At 70.8% G+C, this 16,382-nt stretch carries 16 protein-coding genes and 1 riboswitch; of the genes, 11 read left to right on the top strand and 5 right to left on the bottom strand.

Annotation, left to right across the window (positions count from 1 at the left end):
* Positions 1 to 15 precede the first annotated feature (15 nt).
* Positions 16 to 121, top strand: a riboswitch (TPP riboswitch).
* Positions 122 to 203: 82 nt separating this feature from the next.
* The 6 genes from ABI385_RS13575 to ABI385_RS13550 all read left to right on the top strand — a co-directional run bounded on the left by ABI385_RS13575 (position 204) and on the right by ABI385_RS13550 (position 7,384).
* Positions 204 to 830 carry an ECF transporter S component gene (locus tag ABI385_RS13575; RefSeq protein WP_348104286.1) on the top strand — a complete coding sequence of 209 codons (627 nt, stop codon included), beginning with the start codon at positions 204 to 206 and terminating at the stop codon, positions 828 to 830.
* Between the two features lie 43 nt (positions 831 to 873).
* A complete protein-coding gene (locus ABI385_RS13570) occupies positions 874 to 3,273 on the top strand; it encodes an ATP-binding cassette domain-containing protein (protein ID WP_348104285.1) in 2,400 nt (799 codons plus the stop codon).
* A gap of 157 nt (positions 3,274 to 3,430) precedes the next feature.
* Positions 3,431 to 4,036 carry a histidine phosphatase family protein gene (locus ABI385_RS13565; RefSeq protein ID WP_348104284.1) on the top strand — a complete coding sequence of 202 codons (606 nt, stop codon included), beginning with the start codon at positions 3,431 to 3,433 and terminating at the stop codon, positions 4,034 to 4,036.
* 92 nt (positions 4,037 to 4,128) lie between these two features.
* Positions 4,129 to 4,608, top strand: a complete 480-nt coding sequence (locus ABI385_RS13560; RefSeq protein WP_348104283.1) for a MarR family transcriptional regulator — start codon at positions 4,129 to 4,131, stop codon at positions 4,606 to 4,608.
* A 10-nt stretch (positions 4,609 to 4,618) separates the two neighbouring features.
* Positions 4,619 to 5,839: an MFS transporter gene (locus tag ABI385_RS13555; protein ID WP_348104282.1), complete on the top strand. Its 1,221-nt coding sequence runs from the start codon at positions 4,619 to 4,621 to the stop codon at positions 5,837 to 5,839.
* Between the two features lie 309 nt (positions 5,840 to 6,148).
* Complete coding sequence (locus ABI385_RS13550) at positions 6,149 to 7,384, top strand: pyridoxal phosphate-dependent aminotransferase (RefSeq protein ID WP_348104281.1); 1,236 nt, start codon at positions 6,149 to 6,151, stop codon at positions 7,382 to 7,384.
* A 30-nt stretch (positions 7,385 to 7,414) separates the two neighbouring features.
* Here the strand turns inward: ABI385_RS13550 and ABI385_RS13545 are convergent, their stop codons facing one another.
* The 3 genes from ABI385_RS13545 to ABI385_RS13535 are packed head-to-tail and all read right to left on the bottom strand — an operon-like array spanning position 7,415 to position 10,717.
* Positions 7,415 to 7,867: a DUF4190 domain-containing protein gene (locus ABI385_RS13545; protein ID WP_348104280.1), complete on the bottom strand. Its 453-nt coding sequence runs from the start codon at positions 7,865 to 7,867 to the stop codon at positions 7,415 to 7,417.
* 9 nt (positions 7,868 to 7,876) lie between these two features.
* Positions 7,877 to 9,154, bottom strand: coding sequence for a class I SAM-dependent methyltransferase (locus ABI385_RS13540; RefSeq protein WP_348104279.1), 1,278 nt, complete (start codon positions 9,152 to 9,154; stop codon positions 7,877 to 7,879).
* A 9-nt stretch (positions 9,155 to 9,163) separates the two neighbouring features.
* Positions 9,164 to 10,717: an MFS transporter gene (locus ABI385_RS13535; RefSeq protein ID WP_348104306.1), complete on the bottom strand. Its 1,554-nt coding sequence runs from the start codon at positions 10,715 to 10,717 to the stop codon at positions 9,164 to 9,166.
* A gap of 217 nt (positions 10,718 to 10,934) precedes the next feature.
* On the opposite strand from ABI385_RS13535, the gene ABI385_RS13530 reads away from it, so the two are divergent.
* The 3 genes from ABI385_RS13530 to ABI385_RS13520 all read left to right on the top strand — a co-directional run bounded on the left by ABI385_RS13530 (position 10,935) and on the right by ABI385_RS13520 (position 13,469).
* The gene (locus ABI385_RS13530; RefSeq protein WP_348104278.1) at positions 10,935 to 11,453 is read left to right on the top strand and encodes an OsmC family protein; all 519 of its coding nucleotides are present in this window, start codon (positions 10,935 to 10,937) and stop codon (positions 11,451 to 11,453) included.
* A gap of 139 nt (positions 11,454 to 11,592) precedes the next feature.
* Positions 11,593 to 12,459: an aminoglycoside adenylyltransferase domain-containing protein gene (locus tag ABI385_RS13525; protein WP_348104277.1), complete on the top strand. Its 867-nt coding sequence runs from the start codon at positions 11,593 to 11,595 to the stop codon at positions 12,457 to 12,459.
* A complete protein-coding gene (locus ABI385_RS13520) occupies positions 12,456 to 13,469 on the top strand; it encodes a Gfo/Idh/MocA family oxidoreductase (RefSeq protein WP_348104276.1) in 1,014 nt (337 codons plus the stop codon). The genes ABI385_RS13525 and ABI385_RS13520 overlap by 4 nt, the downstream gene beginning before the upstream one ends.
* Positions 13,470 to 13,475: 6 nt before the next feature.
* Here the strand turns inward: ABI385_RS13520 and ABI385_RS13515 are convergent, their stop codons facing one another.
* Both ABI385_RS13515 and ABI385_RS13510 read right to left on the bottom strand, forming a co-directional pair.
* A complete protein-coding gene (locus tag ABI385_RS13515) occupies positions 13,476 to 14,258 on the bottom strand; it encodes a thioesterase family protein (protein WP_348104275.1) in 783 nt (260 codons plus the stop codon).
* The gene (locus tag ABI385_RS13510) at positions 14,255 to 15,109 is read right to left on the bottom strand and encodes an alpha/beta hydrolase (protein ID WP_348104274.1); all 855 of its coding nucleotides are present in this window, start codon (positions 15,107 to 15,109) and stop codon (positions 14,255 to 14,257) included. The genes ABI385_RS13515 and ABI385_RS13510 overlap by 4 nt, the downstream gene beginning before the upstream one ends.
* 94 nt (positions 15,110 to 15,203) lie before the next feature.
* Here ABI385_RS13510 and ABI385_RS13505 point away from each other — a divergent pair, with 94 nt between their 5' ends.
* Together ABI385_RS13505 and ABI385_RS13500 are read left to right on the top strand one after the other, a co-directional pair.
* Positions 15,204 to 15,686 carry a type VI secretion system tube protein Hcp gene (locus ABI385_RS13505; protein WP_348104273.1) on the top strand — a complete coding sequence of 161 codons (483 nt, stop codon included), beginning with the start codon at positions 15,204 to 15,206 and terminating at the stop codon, positions 15,684 to 15,686.
* Positions 15,687 to 15,730: 44 nt separating this feature from the next.
* The gene (locus tag ABI385_RS13500; protein ID WP_348104272.1) at positions 15,731 to 16,378 is read left to right on the top strand and encodes an LON peptidase substrate-binding domain-containing protein; all 648 of its coding nucleotides are present in this window, start codon (positions 15,731 to 15,733) and stop codon (positions 16,376 to 16,378) included.
* The last annotated feature ends 4 nt before the right edge of the window (positions 16,379 to 16,382 follow it).

Raw genomic sequence — 16,382 nt, 5'->3', positions numbered from 1 at the left:
GGGTAATGTCATCTCCACGAACGACAGGGGAGCGCCCCACAAGCGCTGAGAGTGCGGTCCGCCGCAGACCCTCGAACCTGCTCCGGTTAGCACCGGCGAAGGAAGTCGGGAAATCTCAGGTGCGCTCTCGGCATACCGACGATCTCGGTAGGCCGGGAGACACCTCCTCGAGGACACGATCCATCCGACCTCGGGAGCACCACATGAGCACCGTTTCACCTCGCACCATCCTCGCCACCCGCCCGCTGGCGCGGTGGCGCACCATCGACCTGCTGACCTGCGCCTTCATCGGCGTCGCCTTCGGGGTCGCCTACTGGGGCTGGGGACTGGCCTATACAGCGCCCAGCGCCGCCCTCACCACCGTCTTCCCCCCGCTCGTCGGGATCACCGCCGCGCCGTGGCTGATGGCCGGGGTGGTCGGCGGACTCGTCATCCGGCGTCCCGGCGCGGCGCTGTTCGCCGAGATCGTCGCCGCCAGCGTCGAGGGACTGATCGGCAGCCAGTGGGGCGTAACCACGCTGGTCTCCGGCGCGCTGCAGGGACTCGGCGCCGAGATCGGGTTCGCGCTCTTGTCCTACGCGTCCTTCATGCTCGGTGCGGCGATCCTGTCGGGGGCGCTCGCCGCCCCGATGGAGGCGGTCTACGAGTGGTACGCCTACTGGACGGACTGGGACATGACCTACAAGGTCGTCTACCTCGTCGTTTTCACCGTTGCCGGCGGCCTCGTTGCCGGGGGGCTCGGCTGGCTCCTCACGACGGGTCTGGCCCGGGCCGGGGCGTTGAACGCGCTGCCACCCGGGCAGGAGGTCCGGGAGGCCAGCGCTGTCTGAGGTCCGCTCCCTTGGACTGCCGCACTCGACCACGTCGGGAGCGGTGGTCGACGTCGAGCACCTCACGTGGCGCCCGTACGGACGCACCCGGCCGGTTCTCGACGACCTCTCGCTGCACATCCGCGCAGGCGAGCGCATCCTGCTCGTCGGCCCGAGCGGGTCGGGCAAGTCGACGCTGCTGCGGGCCGTGGCCGGGCTATTGCTGACCGCCGACGCCGGTGATGTCGCGGGCAGCATCACCGTCGACGGAATGGACCCGGCTGCCGTCCCAGGCTCCGTCGGTCTGGTGCTGCAGGACCCGGGCGCCGGCGTGGTCGCCTCGAGCGTGTGGCGCGACGTCGCGTTCGGCCTGGAGAACCTCGGTATGCCTCGCGGCGAGATGGCCGCCCCCATCGCCCGTGCGCTCACGGAGGTGGGGCTGTCCGGCGCAGCCGAGGCGAACCCCGACTCGCTGTCCGGCGGGGAGTCCCAGCGGCTGGCGCTGGCCGGCGCCCTGGCCATGTCGCCGCGGGTGCTGCTGCTCGACGAGCCCACCGCGATGCTCGACCCGGACAACGCGGCCTCCGTGCGCGCCGTCGTGGCCCAGGTCGTGCGCGAACGCGAGCTCACCACGGTCCTTGTCGAGCACCGGCTGGGTCCGTGGCTCGGCGACAGTGGGCTCGGCGACAGTGGGCTCGGAGACAGTGGGCTCGGAGACAGTGGGCTGGGCGACAGTGGGCTCGGAAGCAGTGGGCTCGGCGACAGTGGGCTGGGCGACAGTGGGCTCGGAAGCAGTGGGCTCGGAAGCAGTGGGCTCGGCGACTTCGTTGACCGACTCGTCGTTCTCGACGGGCGCGGGGCGCTCGTCGCCGACGGGCCTCCGGGGGAGGTTCTCGCGGAGCGGGGGGACGAGCTCGCGGCGGCGGGGATCTGGGTGCCCGGCCGGCCGGATCCGGCGCCGCTCGACCTCACCGGGCTCTTCGACGAGTGCGAGACAAGGTCGGGGCGGGTCGTCGCATCGGCCCGCGGGCTGACGGTTCGTCGGGTATCCCGGCCGCTGAGCGGGGTCGAGCGCGTCACGACTGCGGTCGCCGGCGTCGACCTGGACGTCCGCGCGGGCCGAACCGTCGCCCTCGTCGGGCCCAGCGGGTCGGGTAAGTCGACGTTGCTCGCCGCGCTCGGCGGACTCGTCGCTCCCAGTGCCGGGAGCGTGGTGCTGGCCGGGACCGGGGACGGACCGCACATCGACGTTCCCCGGCACCCCGACGCGCTGCCCTCCGTCGACCTGGCCCGTGCGGTCGCGTGGGTTCCCCAGCGAGCGTCGAGCACGATCATCAGACGCACCGTCCGGGACGAGGTCACGGCCACCTCCGAAGCGGTCGGGACGGACCCGGCCGTGGCCCGCGCACGAGCCGACGCCCTACTCGACCGCCTCGGCCTCTCCCACCTCGCGGCCGCCGACCCACGGCACCTGTCCGGCGGGGAACAGCGCCGACTGGCCGTGGCGGCCGCCGTTGTCCACCAACCCGTGCTCGTGCTCGCCGACGAGCCGACCGTCGGGCAGGACCGCCTGACCTGGGCGGCGGTCGTCGGGATCCTCGACGCTGTCCGCACTGCGGGGTCCGCTGTGGTCGTCGCCACCCACGACGACGCGGTGCGGGCCCTGGCCGACGACGAACGGCTGCTGAACCCACCAGAGCAACGTGCAGCGGACCGGCCCGAGACCACCCGGACCTCGCTCGCGGCCCGCTGTGGCCCGCTGTCGCTGCTGGTTGCGTGCCTGCTCGTCCTGCCACTGCCTGCCTTGGTCGACTCGTGGACCGAGGCGCTCGCGGTGCTGTCCGCCGAGGCCGCCCTCGGCCTGGTCGCGCTCGCGGCGCCCGGTTCGGGTCCTCGGCCGCGGGGGAGAGCCCGACGAACCCTGGTACGCCTGCTTCCGGCCCTCGTCGGTGTCCTGGGGGTCGGGTGGTCGACCTGGTTGCTGGGCGGGCGGGACGTGGAGATCGCCGTGGGCGCGATGCTGCGGGTGCTCTCGCTCGTGCTCCCGTCGGTCGTGCTGCTCCCGTTCGTGAACCCCGACGCGCTGGGGGACCACCTGACGGAGCGGCTCCACCTGCCGCCCCGTCCCGTGGTGGCGGCGACGGCAGCGATGCAGCGGCTCGCGTCGTTCGGCGCGTTGTGGTCGGAGCTGACCCAGGCCCGCCGGATCCGGGGTGTCGGCGCCGGACGGTCGGTAGTCGGCCGGGTCCGCGAGGCCGGGACGACGACGCTCGCCCTCCTGGTCGGCGCGCTGGCGCAGGCTGGTGTCCTCGCGTTGGCGATGGACGCGCGCGGGTTCGCCGCGGCATACCGGCGCACTCGTGCTGCCGACGCTCCCTGGCACCTGGCCGACACCCTCGCCGTGCTCGGCGGCCTGCTGGTCGTCGCTGCCGCCGTCCTCGCCCGGCTGCTGATCGGACCGTGATCCGCCGCCTGTGTCGCGCGAGCCTGCGTCCGACGGTGTGGTGGCCAGGGCGACCGTTTCGTCGGACGCAGCGGCCGGTACCTAGCCTGCGTCCGACGGTGTGGTGGCCAGGGCGACCGTTTGGTCGGACGCAGGGGCGTGCACCTAGCCTGTCCGCGTGAGACTCCTCCTGATCCGGCACGCCGAGACGACGGCGAACGCCGACCGCCTCCTCGACACGGCGCCGCCGGGGGCGGACCTCAGCGCGACCGGCCGCGAGCAGGCCGACGCGCTCGTCGACGCTCTCGCGGACGAGCCGTTGGGCGCGATCTACGTCTCGGACCTCGTCCGGACCCAGCAGACCGCCGGCCCCCTCGCGGCCGCACGCGGCCTCGACGCGGTGGTCCGCCCCGGTCTGCGCGAGATCCAGGCGGGTGAGTACGAGATGGCCCCCGACGACGGCTCGTGGGAGGCATACCTGGCAGTGCTCTACCGCTGGGCCGACGGCGACCCGCACGCGCGGGTCCCGGGTGGCGAGTCCGGCGTCGAGGTGATGCGTCGCTACGACGAGGTCGTCGACGAGGTGGCGGCGCACGAGGTGGCGGCAATCGTCAGCCACGGCGCAGTGATCCGCGCCTGGGTCGGCGCGCGAGCGGTGAACGTCGACAAGGGGTTCATCGCCGCGTCCCGGCTCTACAACACGGCGGTCATCGTGCTCGAGGGCGACCCGACGTCGGGGTGGCGCGTCGTCACCTGGGCGAACGAGCCGGTGCCCGCCCTCTGAGGCTCGACGGAGCCGGCCGCGGTGGGTGTCTCCGCCCCGCTGCGCGAACGTGCCACTTGAGTTGCATAGGGAATCTATGTAAAGTGTAAAACATGCGCATCGCCATGGCCGTCGCTCCCGAGTCGCTCGGGTCCGACCTGCTCGGTGTCGTCGCTCGGCTCAACCGGCTCGCGACCCAGCGGGCCGACATCGACCTCCCGTATGCGCAGGTGCGGCTTCTCGCGCAGGTCGAGCAGGACGGTGCGGCGAGGATCTCCGAGCTCGCGGCCGCCGACCACTGCCGCCAGCCGACCATGACGACCCAGGTCCAGCGGCTCGAGGCCGGCGGCTGGGTCGAGCGGCGACCCGACCCGTCTGACGCCCGGGCCGTACTCGTCTCGATCACGGCGGCCGGCCGGGCCGCACTCGACCAGGCGCGCGCCGTCCGCGCTGCGGTCGTGGAACCGGCCCTCGCCAACCTCGGCGCCGATGACCGAGGGATCTTGGCCGAGGCGGTCGCGATCCTGCGGCAGATCCTCGCCGACGTCGGCACCACCCACGAGCCGTCCATCCAACACCCCACCAAGGAGTGACCACACCATCATGTGGCACCAACCCAAGGCCGTCTGGGCCGTAGCCTTCGCCTCCGTCATCGCCTTCATGGGCATCGGGCTCGTCGACCCGATCCTCAAGCCGATCGCCGACCAGCTGAACGCGACCCCATCCCAGGTGTCGTTGCTGTTCACCAGCTACATGGCCGTGATGGGTGTCGCGATGCTCATTACCGGCGTGGTGTCCAGCCGGATCGGCGCCAAGAAGACCCTGCTGATCGGGTTGGTCATCATCATCGCCGGCGCGGCCCTCGCGGGCTCGTCGAGCACGGTCATGGGCATCGTCGGCTGGCGCGCTCTGTGGGGTCTCGGCAACGCCCTGTTCGTCGCCACGGCGCTCGCGACCATCGTCAGCTCGGCTCGCGGCTCGGTCGCGCAGGCGATCATCCTGTATGAGGCGGCGCTCGGCCTGGGCATCGCGGTGGGTCCGCTGGTCGGCGGTGTGCTTGGCGGGATCTCTTGGCGCGGACCGTTCTTCGGCGTCTCGGTCCTCATGGCGATCGCTCTCGTCGTCACCGCTTTGCTGCTGCCGGCGACGCCTCCGGCCGCCAAGGCGACGAGCATCCTGGACCCGTTCCGGGCGCTGCGGCACCGCGGCCTGCTCGGCGTCGCGATCACCGCGCTGCTCTACAACTTCGGCTTCTTCACCCTGCTGGCGTTCACCCCGTTCCCGCTCGACATGGGTGCCCACCAGATCGGCCTGATCTTCTTCGGCTGGGGCATCGCCCTGGCGTACAGCTCGGTGTTCGTCGCGCCCCGGCTGCAGCGCCGGTTCGGGACCGTGCCCACGCTGCTGGTGAACCTGACCCTGCTGTCGGCCCTGCTGGCCGTGATGGCCATCGGCACCGACAGCAAGAGCGTCCTGGCGACCTGCGTGGTCGTGGCCGGCGTGTTCCTCGGCATTAACAACACCCTCGTCACCGAGACCGTCATGAAGGCGGCCCCGGTCGAGCGCGGGGTGGCCTCGGCGGCATACAGCTTCGTCCGGTTCGGTGGCGGCGCCATCGCGCCGTGGCTCGCCGGGAAGCTCGGCGAGGAGGTCAGCGTCCACCTGCCGTTCTGGGTCGGCGCCGGCGCCGTCCTCCTGGGCGTGGGCGTCCTCGCTCTGACCCGGCCCTACCTGCAGCACATCGACGACCCGGAAGACGTGGAGGTCGGATCGGTCGAGGCCGAGCGCCGCGAGGCCATGGTCATCACCGCCGCCGACGCCTGACCGACCCTTCTCCGCCTCGACACCCCTCGACACCCCTCGACCGCACCCCACCCCCCGACCGCACCCCACCCCCCGACCGCACCCCACTCCCGACCGCACCCCACCCCCGACCGCACCCCACCCCCGACAGAACTCACACCCTTCCTGGTTCTGTGGCCCTAAAGGACCGCAGAAACCACAAACGCGTGAGTCCGGCGAGGAAAGGCGTGAGTCCGGTGAGGAAAGGCGTGAGTCCGGTCGGGGGTTGGCCGGTCGGGTCCGCGCGGAAACCCGGCGGCCGGCATACGGCCGGGATGGGAGGCTGACCTCATGCGCCGCATCGTCCAGAGCAAGAAGCTGCAGCACGTGCGCTACGACGTGCGGGGCCCGATCCTGCAGGAGGCCCAGCGCCTCGAAGCCGAGGGGCACAAGATCCTCAAGCTGAACATCGGCAACACGGCGCCGTTCGGGTTCGAGGCCCCGGAGGCGATCCTCGTCGACATGGTGCACAACCTGCCTGACGCGCAGGGCTACAGCGACTCACGAGGCATCTACTCCGCCCGCACCGCCGTCGCGCAGTACTACCAGTCGCGGGGCCTGACCGACACGGTCCCCGACGACGTCTTCATCGGCAACGGGGTGTCCGAGCTGATCTCGATGGTGCTCACCGCGTTCATCGACACTGGCAACGAGGTCCTGGTGCCCGCCCCCGACTACCCCCTGTGGACCGGCGCCGTCACCCTCACCGGCGGCACCGCGGTCCACTACCGGTGCGACGAGGCGAACGGCTGGAACCCCGACCTCGAGGACATCGAGGCCAAGATCACCGAGCGCACCCACGCGATCGTGGTCATCAACCCGAACAACCCGACGGGCGCGGTCTACAGCGAGGCGACCGTGCGCGGCCTCGTCGACATTGCGCGCCGCCACCAGCTCGTCGTCATGGCCGACGAGATCTACGAGAAGATCATCTTCGACGACCATGTCCACCGCCATGCCGCCACGTTCGCCGACGACGACGTGCTCTGTCTCACCTTCAGTGGCCTCTCCAAGGCCTACCGCGTGTGCGGCTACCGCGCAGGCTGGGTGATGATCTCGGGCCCGAAGCATCTCGCCCAGGACTTCCTCGAAGGACTGACCCTGCTGGCCAACATGCGGATGTGCGCCAACGTGCCCGGGCAGCACGCCATCCAGACGGCGCTCGGCGGTTACCAGTCGATCAACGAGCTCATCGTCCCCGGCGGCCGGTTCTACGACCAGAGCAAGCTCGCGTCGAAGCTCCTCAACGACATCCCCGGCGTCTCCTGCGTCGAGCCACAGGGCGCGCTCTACTGCTTCCCCCGTCTCGACCCGCAGATGTACCCCATCGAGGACGACCAGCAGTTCGTCATCGACCTGTTGCGGGCCAAGAAGATCCTGGTCACCCACGGCACGGGCTTCAACTGGTTCGAGCCCGACCACTTCCGGCTCGTCACGTTGCCGCCGGTCCCCGACCTCGAAGAGGCGATCGGCCGGATCGCGAGCTTCCTCGAGATGTATGCCGACCGGGCCGCCTCGCGCAGCTGACCTCAGTTGCTTAGGGGGTACCTCAGTGGCTCAGGGGGTACTGGACGCGGCGCCCACGACGGCGAGGATGATGCCGCCGGCGACAAGCGCGACGAGGAGGATCAGGAAGACCGAGCCGATGATGCCCAGCACCATGCCCGCCATCGCCAGCCCGCGGTTGGAGTACGCGCTGGGGTTGGTGTCGATCTCGCGAACGACCTTGCGCCCGTAGTACCAGCCGAACGGGCCGAGGATCGTCAGACCGAGGACGGAGAGCAGCCCCAGCACGAAGGCGACCGTGCCCTGGGGGTGGTCTCGCACCGGCGACTGCCCGTAGGCCGGGGTGTAGGCCGGCGCCGAGTAGCCCTGGTAGGGCTGCGAAGGCTGGTATGCCTGGGCCTGCTGGTAGGGCTGCGGCGGCTGGGAGTCCTGCAGCCCGCCGTACTGCGGCGGCTGCGGCATCTGCTGCGTCGGGTCGAACGGCGGCTGCGGGTTCTCGCTCACCGCTCGATTTTACCCCGAGGCGACCCCCGGGCCGGTCGGTCTGGCGATCACGACCAGCCAGTCGTCCCGGGCCCCGGCCCGGTGCTCGAGCGACTCGACGTCCCAGCCGCGGCGCTCGAGGAACGGCCGCAGGGCGTCGGCACGCCAGTAGGTGAACCAGCGCGGCAGGCCGAGCTTGTGGTCACTCCAGCTCTCTCCGTCGCCGTCCTTGACCGTGAAAGACAGCAGTCCCCCCGGAGCCAGACCGCGCCGCACCCGCTCGAGCACGGGACCGAGCTCCTCCCTGCGGAAGTGCAGGAACACGGCCAAGGCGAGGATCGCGTCCCAAGACCCGGTGATCTCGTCGTGCAGGATGTCGAGCCGCCAGGGGTCGAGCCCGTCGCCGCGCATCATCCGCAGGAATGCGTCGGTGACGTCGGTCGGCTGCACTCTGATGCCTCGCTCCCGGAACACCCGCACGGCGGCTCCGGTCGCGCTGCCGATCTCGAGCACCGCTGCACCCGGTGGCAGGCGAGCGGCGACCTCGTCGTGGAGCTCCACCATCCAGGACGGCCATTCGTCGGATAAGGACTGTCGGTAGAGCTCCGCCTTGGCCTCGTACGCCGCGACCGTCCGCTCGTTGGTGGAGGAGCTGCCGAACCTGAATATCCGGGTCGCCGTTCTCGACGGGGCCGGGCGCGCCCTCGTCGGAGGGCCAGGCTTGTCCGTCGTCACCAGCTCGGTGACGCCGACAGCCGCGATGCTGTCCGGGATCGTGTGATAGGCCACGTCCTCGAAACCGTTGTCGTCAAACCAGGTTCGGATCGTGGGGGTGAGGTCCGGCTCTCGTCGAGCCCGGGTCCAGATGACGCGCGCCCCGTCCGCGCACCAGGTCCGAACCGCCGCGACGGTTCGTTCGACATCGCCGTCGTCGATGTTGCCGAGCACACCGCAGAGCAGCACCAGATCTGCCCGCGGGACGTTGGCATAGATGGCCGGGTCACCGGCATCGGCCCGCAGAACGGTGACTCCCGTCAGTCCGGACGCCGCCGCCGCCGATCTCGCTTCCTCGGCGAGCGAAGGGTCGAGCTCGACCAGCGTGGCCGTCACCCGCTCCGCGTCGTGACGGTCTGACAGCACCCCAAGGAGGTCGCGGGCGTCGCCGGCGCAGACGCTGAGCACGGTGACCGGCCGCGGCGAGGTGAGGTCGAGCCAGGTGTCGATCTCGGCCTGGATCACCCGCAAGCGTCGGGAGATCGACGACCTCGGGTCGAGATATCCGCCGTGCCACGCGGTCCAGGCGCTCACGCGGTCGCCTCAGTCCTCGTGTTGGCCGGGGGTGCGGCCCAGCGAGAAGCTGACGGCCAGCCCGAGCAGCAGGAAGGCGACGGCCACCCACGCGGTCGCCCGGGTGGCGTCGGTGAAGGCGACCCGCGCGGCGTCGGCGACGGCCGCCGTAGCGGGGTTGGCGCCCAGGCTGGGGATGGCGGCACCCGCACTGTCGACGACGGCTGCGACCAGCTGGCTGCCCTGCCCACCAGGAAGCCCGGGGGCACCGTCCAGCGCCGACGTGAGGTTCGAACCCAGGCTGGTGAACAGGACGGTCCCGAGAATGGCGATACCCAGTGCCGAGCCGAGCTGCCGCGAGGTGCTTTGGGTGGCGGAACCCTGCCCGCTCTGCGCCACGGGGACGTCGACCAGGACGACGCCGGTCAGCTGGGCGGTCGCCAGTCCGACCCCCATGCCGTAGACGAACAGACAAGGCACCGTGACCCACCACGCCGAGTCCGCCCGGGCGAACAGGCCGATGGCCGCGATGCCCACGATCTCGAGGACGATGCCGAGCCGCACGACGAAGGCCGCGCCGCGCCGAGCTCCGACCTGGGCACCGAGGCCGCTCGCCGCAAAGCTCCCCACAGCGAGAGGGAGCAGGGCCAGACCGGTCTCGAAGGCCGAGTAACCGCGGACGTTCTGGAACCACAGGGGCAGCGAGAAGAGGAGACCGAACTCGCCGAGACTGACGACCGCCGCGGCGACGTTGCCGTTGCGGAACGAGGTGATGGTGAACAGCTGCAGATCGAGGATCACGACCTGGTCGGCCCGGTTGCGCCGCAGCTCGACGACGACGAACAGCACGAGCGCCAGCACCCCGACCGCGAGCGAGACCGGCACGGGGGAGACACCGGAAGGCCAGGGCAGCCCCGGCAGGCTGAACGGCTTCAGCGAGCCCCACCATCCGTAGTTGCGGCCCTCGATCAAGGCGAAGACGACGCCGCCGAAACCGACTATCGACAGCAGCGCCCCCCCGAGGTCGACCCCCGGCCGGACATCCGCGCCCTTGGACTCCCCAACCAGCAGCAGCAGCCCGACGATCACCAGCACGCCGAGGGGGACGTTGATGCCGAACGCCCACCGCCAGGAGAACGAGGTGGTCAGCCAACCGCCGAGCAGCGGGCCGAGAGCCGCGGTGCCGCCGATGGTCGAACCCCAGACGGCGAACGCGATGCCCCGGTCGCGGCCACGGAACTCGGCGTTGATGATCGACAGCGAGGTCGGCAGCATCGCCGCTCCGCCAATACCTTGCAGGATGCGCGCACCGATCAGCTCCGGCCCGTTCTGGCCCAGAGCTGCCAGCACACTCGCCACGATGAACACGAGCAGCCCGGCCAGGAAGAGCAGCCGCCGCCCGTAGCGGTCGGCGAGACGCCCGAAGCTGAGGAGCAGCGCGGCAAAGACCAGCGTGTATGACTCCTGCACCCACTGCGCGTCCGTGGACGTGATCGACAGCTCGCGGATGATCGCCGGGAGTGCGACGTTGACGATGGTCGAGTCGACGATGATCATCGCCACCCCGAGGCTGACGACGACCAGCCCGAGCCATCTGCGACGGTCGGGACGCGACTGCTCACCTGACCGGGCACCTGACCGGGCACCTGACCGGGCACCTGATGGGGCCGACCCGTCCACTGGGACGTCCGCGTCTCGACGCGGACCTCGCTCCAAGTCGCGATCGGTCACCTTGAGCCTCCTGACGGCACCCTCCAGCCGGCGCGCCGCCAGCGCTCGAAGCATACGTACGCTTGCGGACATGCCTCCTCCCGAACGCGGCCGACCGGACGCCTCATCCAGGTCAGCCGAGGCACCCGCGTCGCCCGAGCCGCCACCACGCGAGCGGCCGGCCGAGCTGCCGCCCGAGAAGCCGGGCCATCGCAGCGTCAGCCTCGAGCGGCGTACGACCGGTCACTACACGGTGACGAACGCGAGGGGTGACACCCTCTCGCTCGGCGAGGAGGGGGACTTCACCTCGGTCGAGCTGCTCCTCGCCGGGATCGCGGGCTGCACCGCCATCGACGTCGACCATCTGACCGTGCGACGGGCCGAGCCGCAGTCGTTCGTCGTCGACGTCGCGGCCGAGAAGGTCGCAGACGAGCGCGGCAACCATCTGGAGGACATCGTGGTGACCTTCCGGGTCCGCTACCCGGACGGCAACGACGGCGACGCAGCACGATCGATCCTGCCCGACATCGTGGCGAAGTCCCATGACCGGCTCTGCACGGTGAGCCGCACGATCACGCTCGGCACGGACATCACGACCGTCATCGAGTGAGCATGGAGTGAGCATGGAGTGAGCATCGAGTGAGCATCGAGTGAGCATGGAGTGAGCCCCGCGGCGCCGAGGTCACGATTCGGTCGACCACGCCGCGAGGTTGCTCAACTTTCACTCCAGTCACACATAGGTTTCGAGCGTGACGACCACGCTCGAACCGGACGCCCTGCCCGTCAACGTCTCGAACGCCGTGGCGCGGGTCGTCGAGGAGTACCTCGCCGACCTGGACGCGACCGTTCCGGGGCTCGTCGACGGGGTCTATCTCACCGGCTCGGTGGCGCTCGGCGACTTCCATCCCGCCTGGAGTGACATCGACTTCGTCACGGTGGTTCACACCGAGCCCGACGAGATCCAGCGAGTGCTGATCGCCGACATCCACGAGCGCCTGACGTTGCGGCATCCCGAACCGCGTTTCGAGGGCTACTACCTGCGTTGGTCCGACCTCGCGGCACCCCCCGACCGCGACACGACGCTCGGCCTGCACGCCCGGGGTGGTGTGATCCATGCCGGGTCGAACTGGGTCCCGTCCATCCTGGTCTGGCACGAGATGGCGGAGCACGGGCTGCACGTGCACGGGCCGTCGCTCGACCGCAGGAGCATCGCGCGCGACCCCGAGATGCTGCGCGAATGGTGCCTCGACACCCTCAAGTCGCACTGGACGCCGTGGTGGTTCCGCTCGGCGAACATCTTCTCCAGTGCGGGTCTCGGCAGTCTCGGCGGCTGGGCTCCGACGTCGGGAGTGCTGGGAGTCACCCGCCTGCACTACATGCTCAGCACCGGCCGGGTGACGTCCAAGTGTGGGGCTGGTGAGTGGGCTCTCGGGGTCTGCGAGCCGGAGTGGGAGCGGTTGCTGGAGGAGTGTCTACGGATCCGCAACCGGCCGACGAAGCCGTCCCTCTACCGCAACCCGTTCCGCCGTCGGCGCGACGCGCTCCACTTCATGGATCTGCTGATGACCGCCGACGAGGAAGCCTTCCGCGCCCCCGTCGAGGAGCCCGCATCGTGAACGTCCCTGACCCTCGCGACGCACCTCCGCTGCGGTGGGGCATCATCGCGCCCGGCGGTATCGCGAACAAGCTGGCCGAGGCGGTGCGCGACTTCACCGCTGGCAGTGTCGTCGCCGTCGGCTCGCGCGACGGTAGGCGAGCCGAGGAGTTCGCGGCAAGACACGGCATACCCCGGTCGTATGCCGCCTATGACCAGCTCGTCCTCGACGACGAGGTCCAGGCCGTCTACGTCGCCTCACCACACTCGGGACACCTCGAGCACGCCCTGTTGGCGATCACGGCGGGCAAGCATGTCCTGATCGAGAAGGCGTTGGCGCGCAACGGCTCCGAGGTCGACGCCATCTTCGCCGCCGCCGAGCGATACGGCGTGTTCGCGATGGAGGCGATGTGGACCCGGCACCTGCCGCACATCGCCTGGATGCACGAGCGGATCGCCGCGGGTGCGCTCGGAGAGATCGTTACGCTCACTGCCGACCATGGCCAGGCTCTCGACCTGCCGGTCGAGCACCGGCTCAAGGACCCGAACCTCGCGGGGGGCGCCCTGCTCGATCTCGGCGTCTACCCCGTCGCGTTCTCCGTCGACGTGCTCGGTCCGCCCACCGAGGTGCACGCGGTCGGCAGGCTCACCGAGACAGGCGTGGACGGTCATGCCTCCCTGGTGATGGGCTACGCCGAGCCGAAGGTGACGGCGTTGGTGGACACCACGTTGTGGGCCAAGACCCCCACCACGGCCGTCGTGTCAGGCACCGAGGGCAGCATCGAGATCGACGGGGACTTCTATGGCGCCAACGCGATCCGGCTGCGCCGGGCCGACCGGGCGCGTACCGTCGTCGCGGAGTTCGACGGCCGTGTCGAGAACGGTTTCCAGTTCGAGGTCGCCGAGATGGCGCGCTGTGTCGCCGAGGGCCGTCACGAGAGCCCCCGGATGACCTGGGACGACTCGCGAGCCGTGATGGCCGTCCTGGACGAGGCGCGCCGGCAGGTCGGGGTCGTCTATCCGGGCGAGTGAGCTCACTCACCCCCCGGTTGTCAGCTCCCTGACGGTGAGGGCCTGTTCGCAGCGCCCCACGGGTCCGTGGCTGTCGTGCAGGGTCGTGCTGGTGAGCCCGACTCCGTCAGGCCCGAACACCACGGTCGTGTCGAAACCCACCCATCCTGCTGTGGGTTGACGGAACAGATGGACGGTGAGGTCGACGTTGGGGAACATCCACTGGCGCGGGCTCTCGCGCACCACCATCCCGTTCGCGGTGTCCAACAGCCCGACATAGGCCGCGGTCGGGCTCACCTCGACCCCCTCGACAAGAGTGACGTCGGTCCGGAGCCAGGTCCGCCCACGGCCCGGCACGTTGGCGGGGTCGGCCCGTGCTTCCAACGACGCGATGTAGCCGCCCTTCCACACCTTCGTCCCGTCCCAGGACTCGAACGTGCCGGGCTCCGGCAGCTCCGGGAGCTCCCCGCCCGCGACGGCCCCACTGTCGTGCCGGGCGAGCCGCCAGGCGCGCGCACGGACCCTCGGTCGGTCCTGCACCACGAGGGTGGCTTCGACGAGCTCGATCGTGCGACCGGGGCGCACCGTCGTCACCACCACCTCGGACGGCTCGGCCGGGATCACGCCGAGGATGTCGAACGTGATCCGCGCGAGCTGCAGCTCGGGACGAGGCTCGTGCGCGTCGATGGCGTGCACGATGAGGCCGGAGACGGGCGCCATGTGCTGCTCGTGGTCATGCCAGGCACCCTGCACGTGGCGGGTGGGCTGGAACAGCCCGTCGGCGCGGGCGACGTAGTAGCTGTCGGTCACAGCGCCACCTGACGAACGCGCGCGAGGATCTCCTGGGCACAGACGTCGGGCGCGACCTCGGGCAGCCAGTGCCCCTCGTCGACCTCGACGAACCGGTAGTCGGTCAGGACGAACTGGCCGGTCGTCTCCGCCGCCCTGCGCCCGAGGAAGCCGTCGCGACGGCCCCAGACGAAGGTCGTGGGCACGCGCGTCCGGTGCACCGTGCCGCGGGAGGTGCGCATCGCGCGGTACCAGCCCAGGGCGCCGCGGAGCGCACCAGGCTCTCGCATCCGGCCGGCATACCGTTCGGCCGAGGCCAAAGGCAGCCCGGAGGACGTCAGCCAGCGCACCAGCTGGCGAGCGAGGAGCGCCTCGGGGACGCGCGGCAGCTGGAAGAGGGCCATGTAGGTCGAGTGCAGGGCCTGCCACGGGTCGCGCAGCGCCCGGGCCAGCGCCGCTGGGTGCGGCGTCGACAGCACAGTGAGCGAGGCGACCCGCTCCGGGTGGGCGCCGGCGAGACTCCACGCGACGGCGCCCCCCCAGTCGTGCCCGACGACGTGAGCCCGGTCGATCCCGGCCGCGTCGAGCAGCGCCACGACGTCTTCGACCAGCTCGGAGATCGCGTACGCCTCCGGGTAGGGCTCGGTCGGGCGAGCGCCGGGGCTGTAGCCGCGCTGGTCGGGCGCCAGGGTGCGCAGGCCACCGGTGACGAGCCGCTCGCTCACCTGGTCCCACGAGTGCCGGTCCTCGGGGAAACCGTGCAGCAGCACGACGGCGGGGGACCCCTCAGCCCGCTCAGGCCCACGGTCGGGCCCCTCAGGCCCACGGTCGGTGACGTCGAAGTCGAGACCGGACCGGGAGAAGGACTGCATGACCGAAGACTGCCGCATCCTGCCGCCGGTGCGTCGCAGGGTGTATCACGGTGCGGACGCAACGCTCGTACGGCCTACCCGACAGGAGACAGTCATGCCCCTCACGTTCTTCCTCAGGCTCGACGACATCCCCGGCGAGTCAGCAGACTCCCGGCACGCCAAGGAGATCGAGCTGCTCCGCTGGTCTTGGGGCCTGGAGAACAGCGGTGGGGTGCAGTTCGGAGGCGGTGGGGGAGCGGGCAAGGTCGCCTTCTCCCCGCTGCAGGTGACGAAGCAGGTCGACTCGGCCTCCCCTGCGCTCATGGCCCTCGTCGCGAGCGGCAAGCACATCGCGACAGGAACCCTCACGGTGGTCACGGCCGGCGACCCCGGCAGGGACGTGTTGGAGGTGGCGATGGAGGACATCCTCGTCACCGCCTGGACGACCGAGGAGGCCACGGGAAATGACTGGGCCGAGGAGGACGTGTCGCTCACGCCCGTCAAGGTCACCGTCACGCATCGGGCCCAGAACCCCGACGGGACGCTCGCCGAACCCCAGGTGTTCGGCTGGGATGTGCGGGCCAACCAGAAGGTCTGACCGCCCGGTCGTGCTGGCGTCGCGGACCGGCCTACAGTTCCGGTATGCCGTCGGTGCCCCTCTTCCCTCTCGGCACCGCCCTGCTTCCCGGAGCGCGTCTGCCGTTGCAGATCTTCGAGGAACGCTACGTCGAGCTGCTGCGCCACATCATCGACAGCGAAGGCCAGGAGTCCGGGTTCGGGGTCGTGGGCATCCGGCACGGCTGGGAGGTGGGCGACCAGATCACCGCTCTGCACGAGATCGGTTGCTGGGCCACGCTGGACCGGGTGATCGAGCTCACCGACGGTCTCTACCTGGCCACGGCCCACGGGACCCGCCGGTTCCGCCTGGACGCCGTCGACGCGGAAGCCGGCACCCCGTGGACGACGGGGATCGTCGAATGGCTCGAGGACCGCGACGACGACCCCGACCGGGCCGCCCGCGAGGCGGCGCAGCTCACCCTGGCAGTCGAGAGCCACTGCCGGGCCGCCGGTCTCGCGACCCCGGACGCGCCCCGGGACGCGCGCGGTCTCGCGTGGTGGGCCGCGGAGGCGGTCGACCTCGACCGGGGCGACCGGCAGCGCCTGCTGGAGACCCCTGGGACGGCTGACCGGTTGGCGCTGGTGCGCCGGATGGTCCAGCGGGAGACCGGGCTCGCCTCGCGGCTGGGCGTGGAAGGAATCCGGGACGCCGCACCGCCCAACCTCAACTGAGCCG

This window comes from Lapillicoccus sp. (assembly GCF_039935575.1).
Taxonomy (GTDB): Bacteria; Actinomycetota; Actinomycetes; order Actinomycetales; family Dermatophilaceae; genus Lapillicoccus.
Note: the sequence above shows the minus strand (reverse complement) of the source record. Positions and strands in the feature narration are given on the sequence as shown.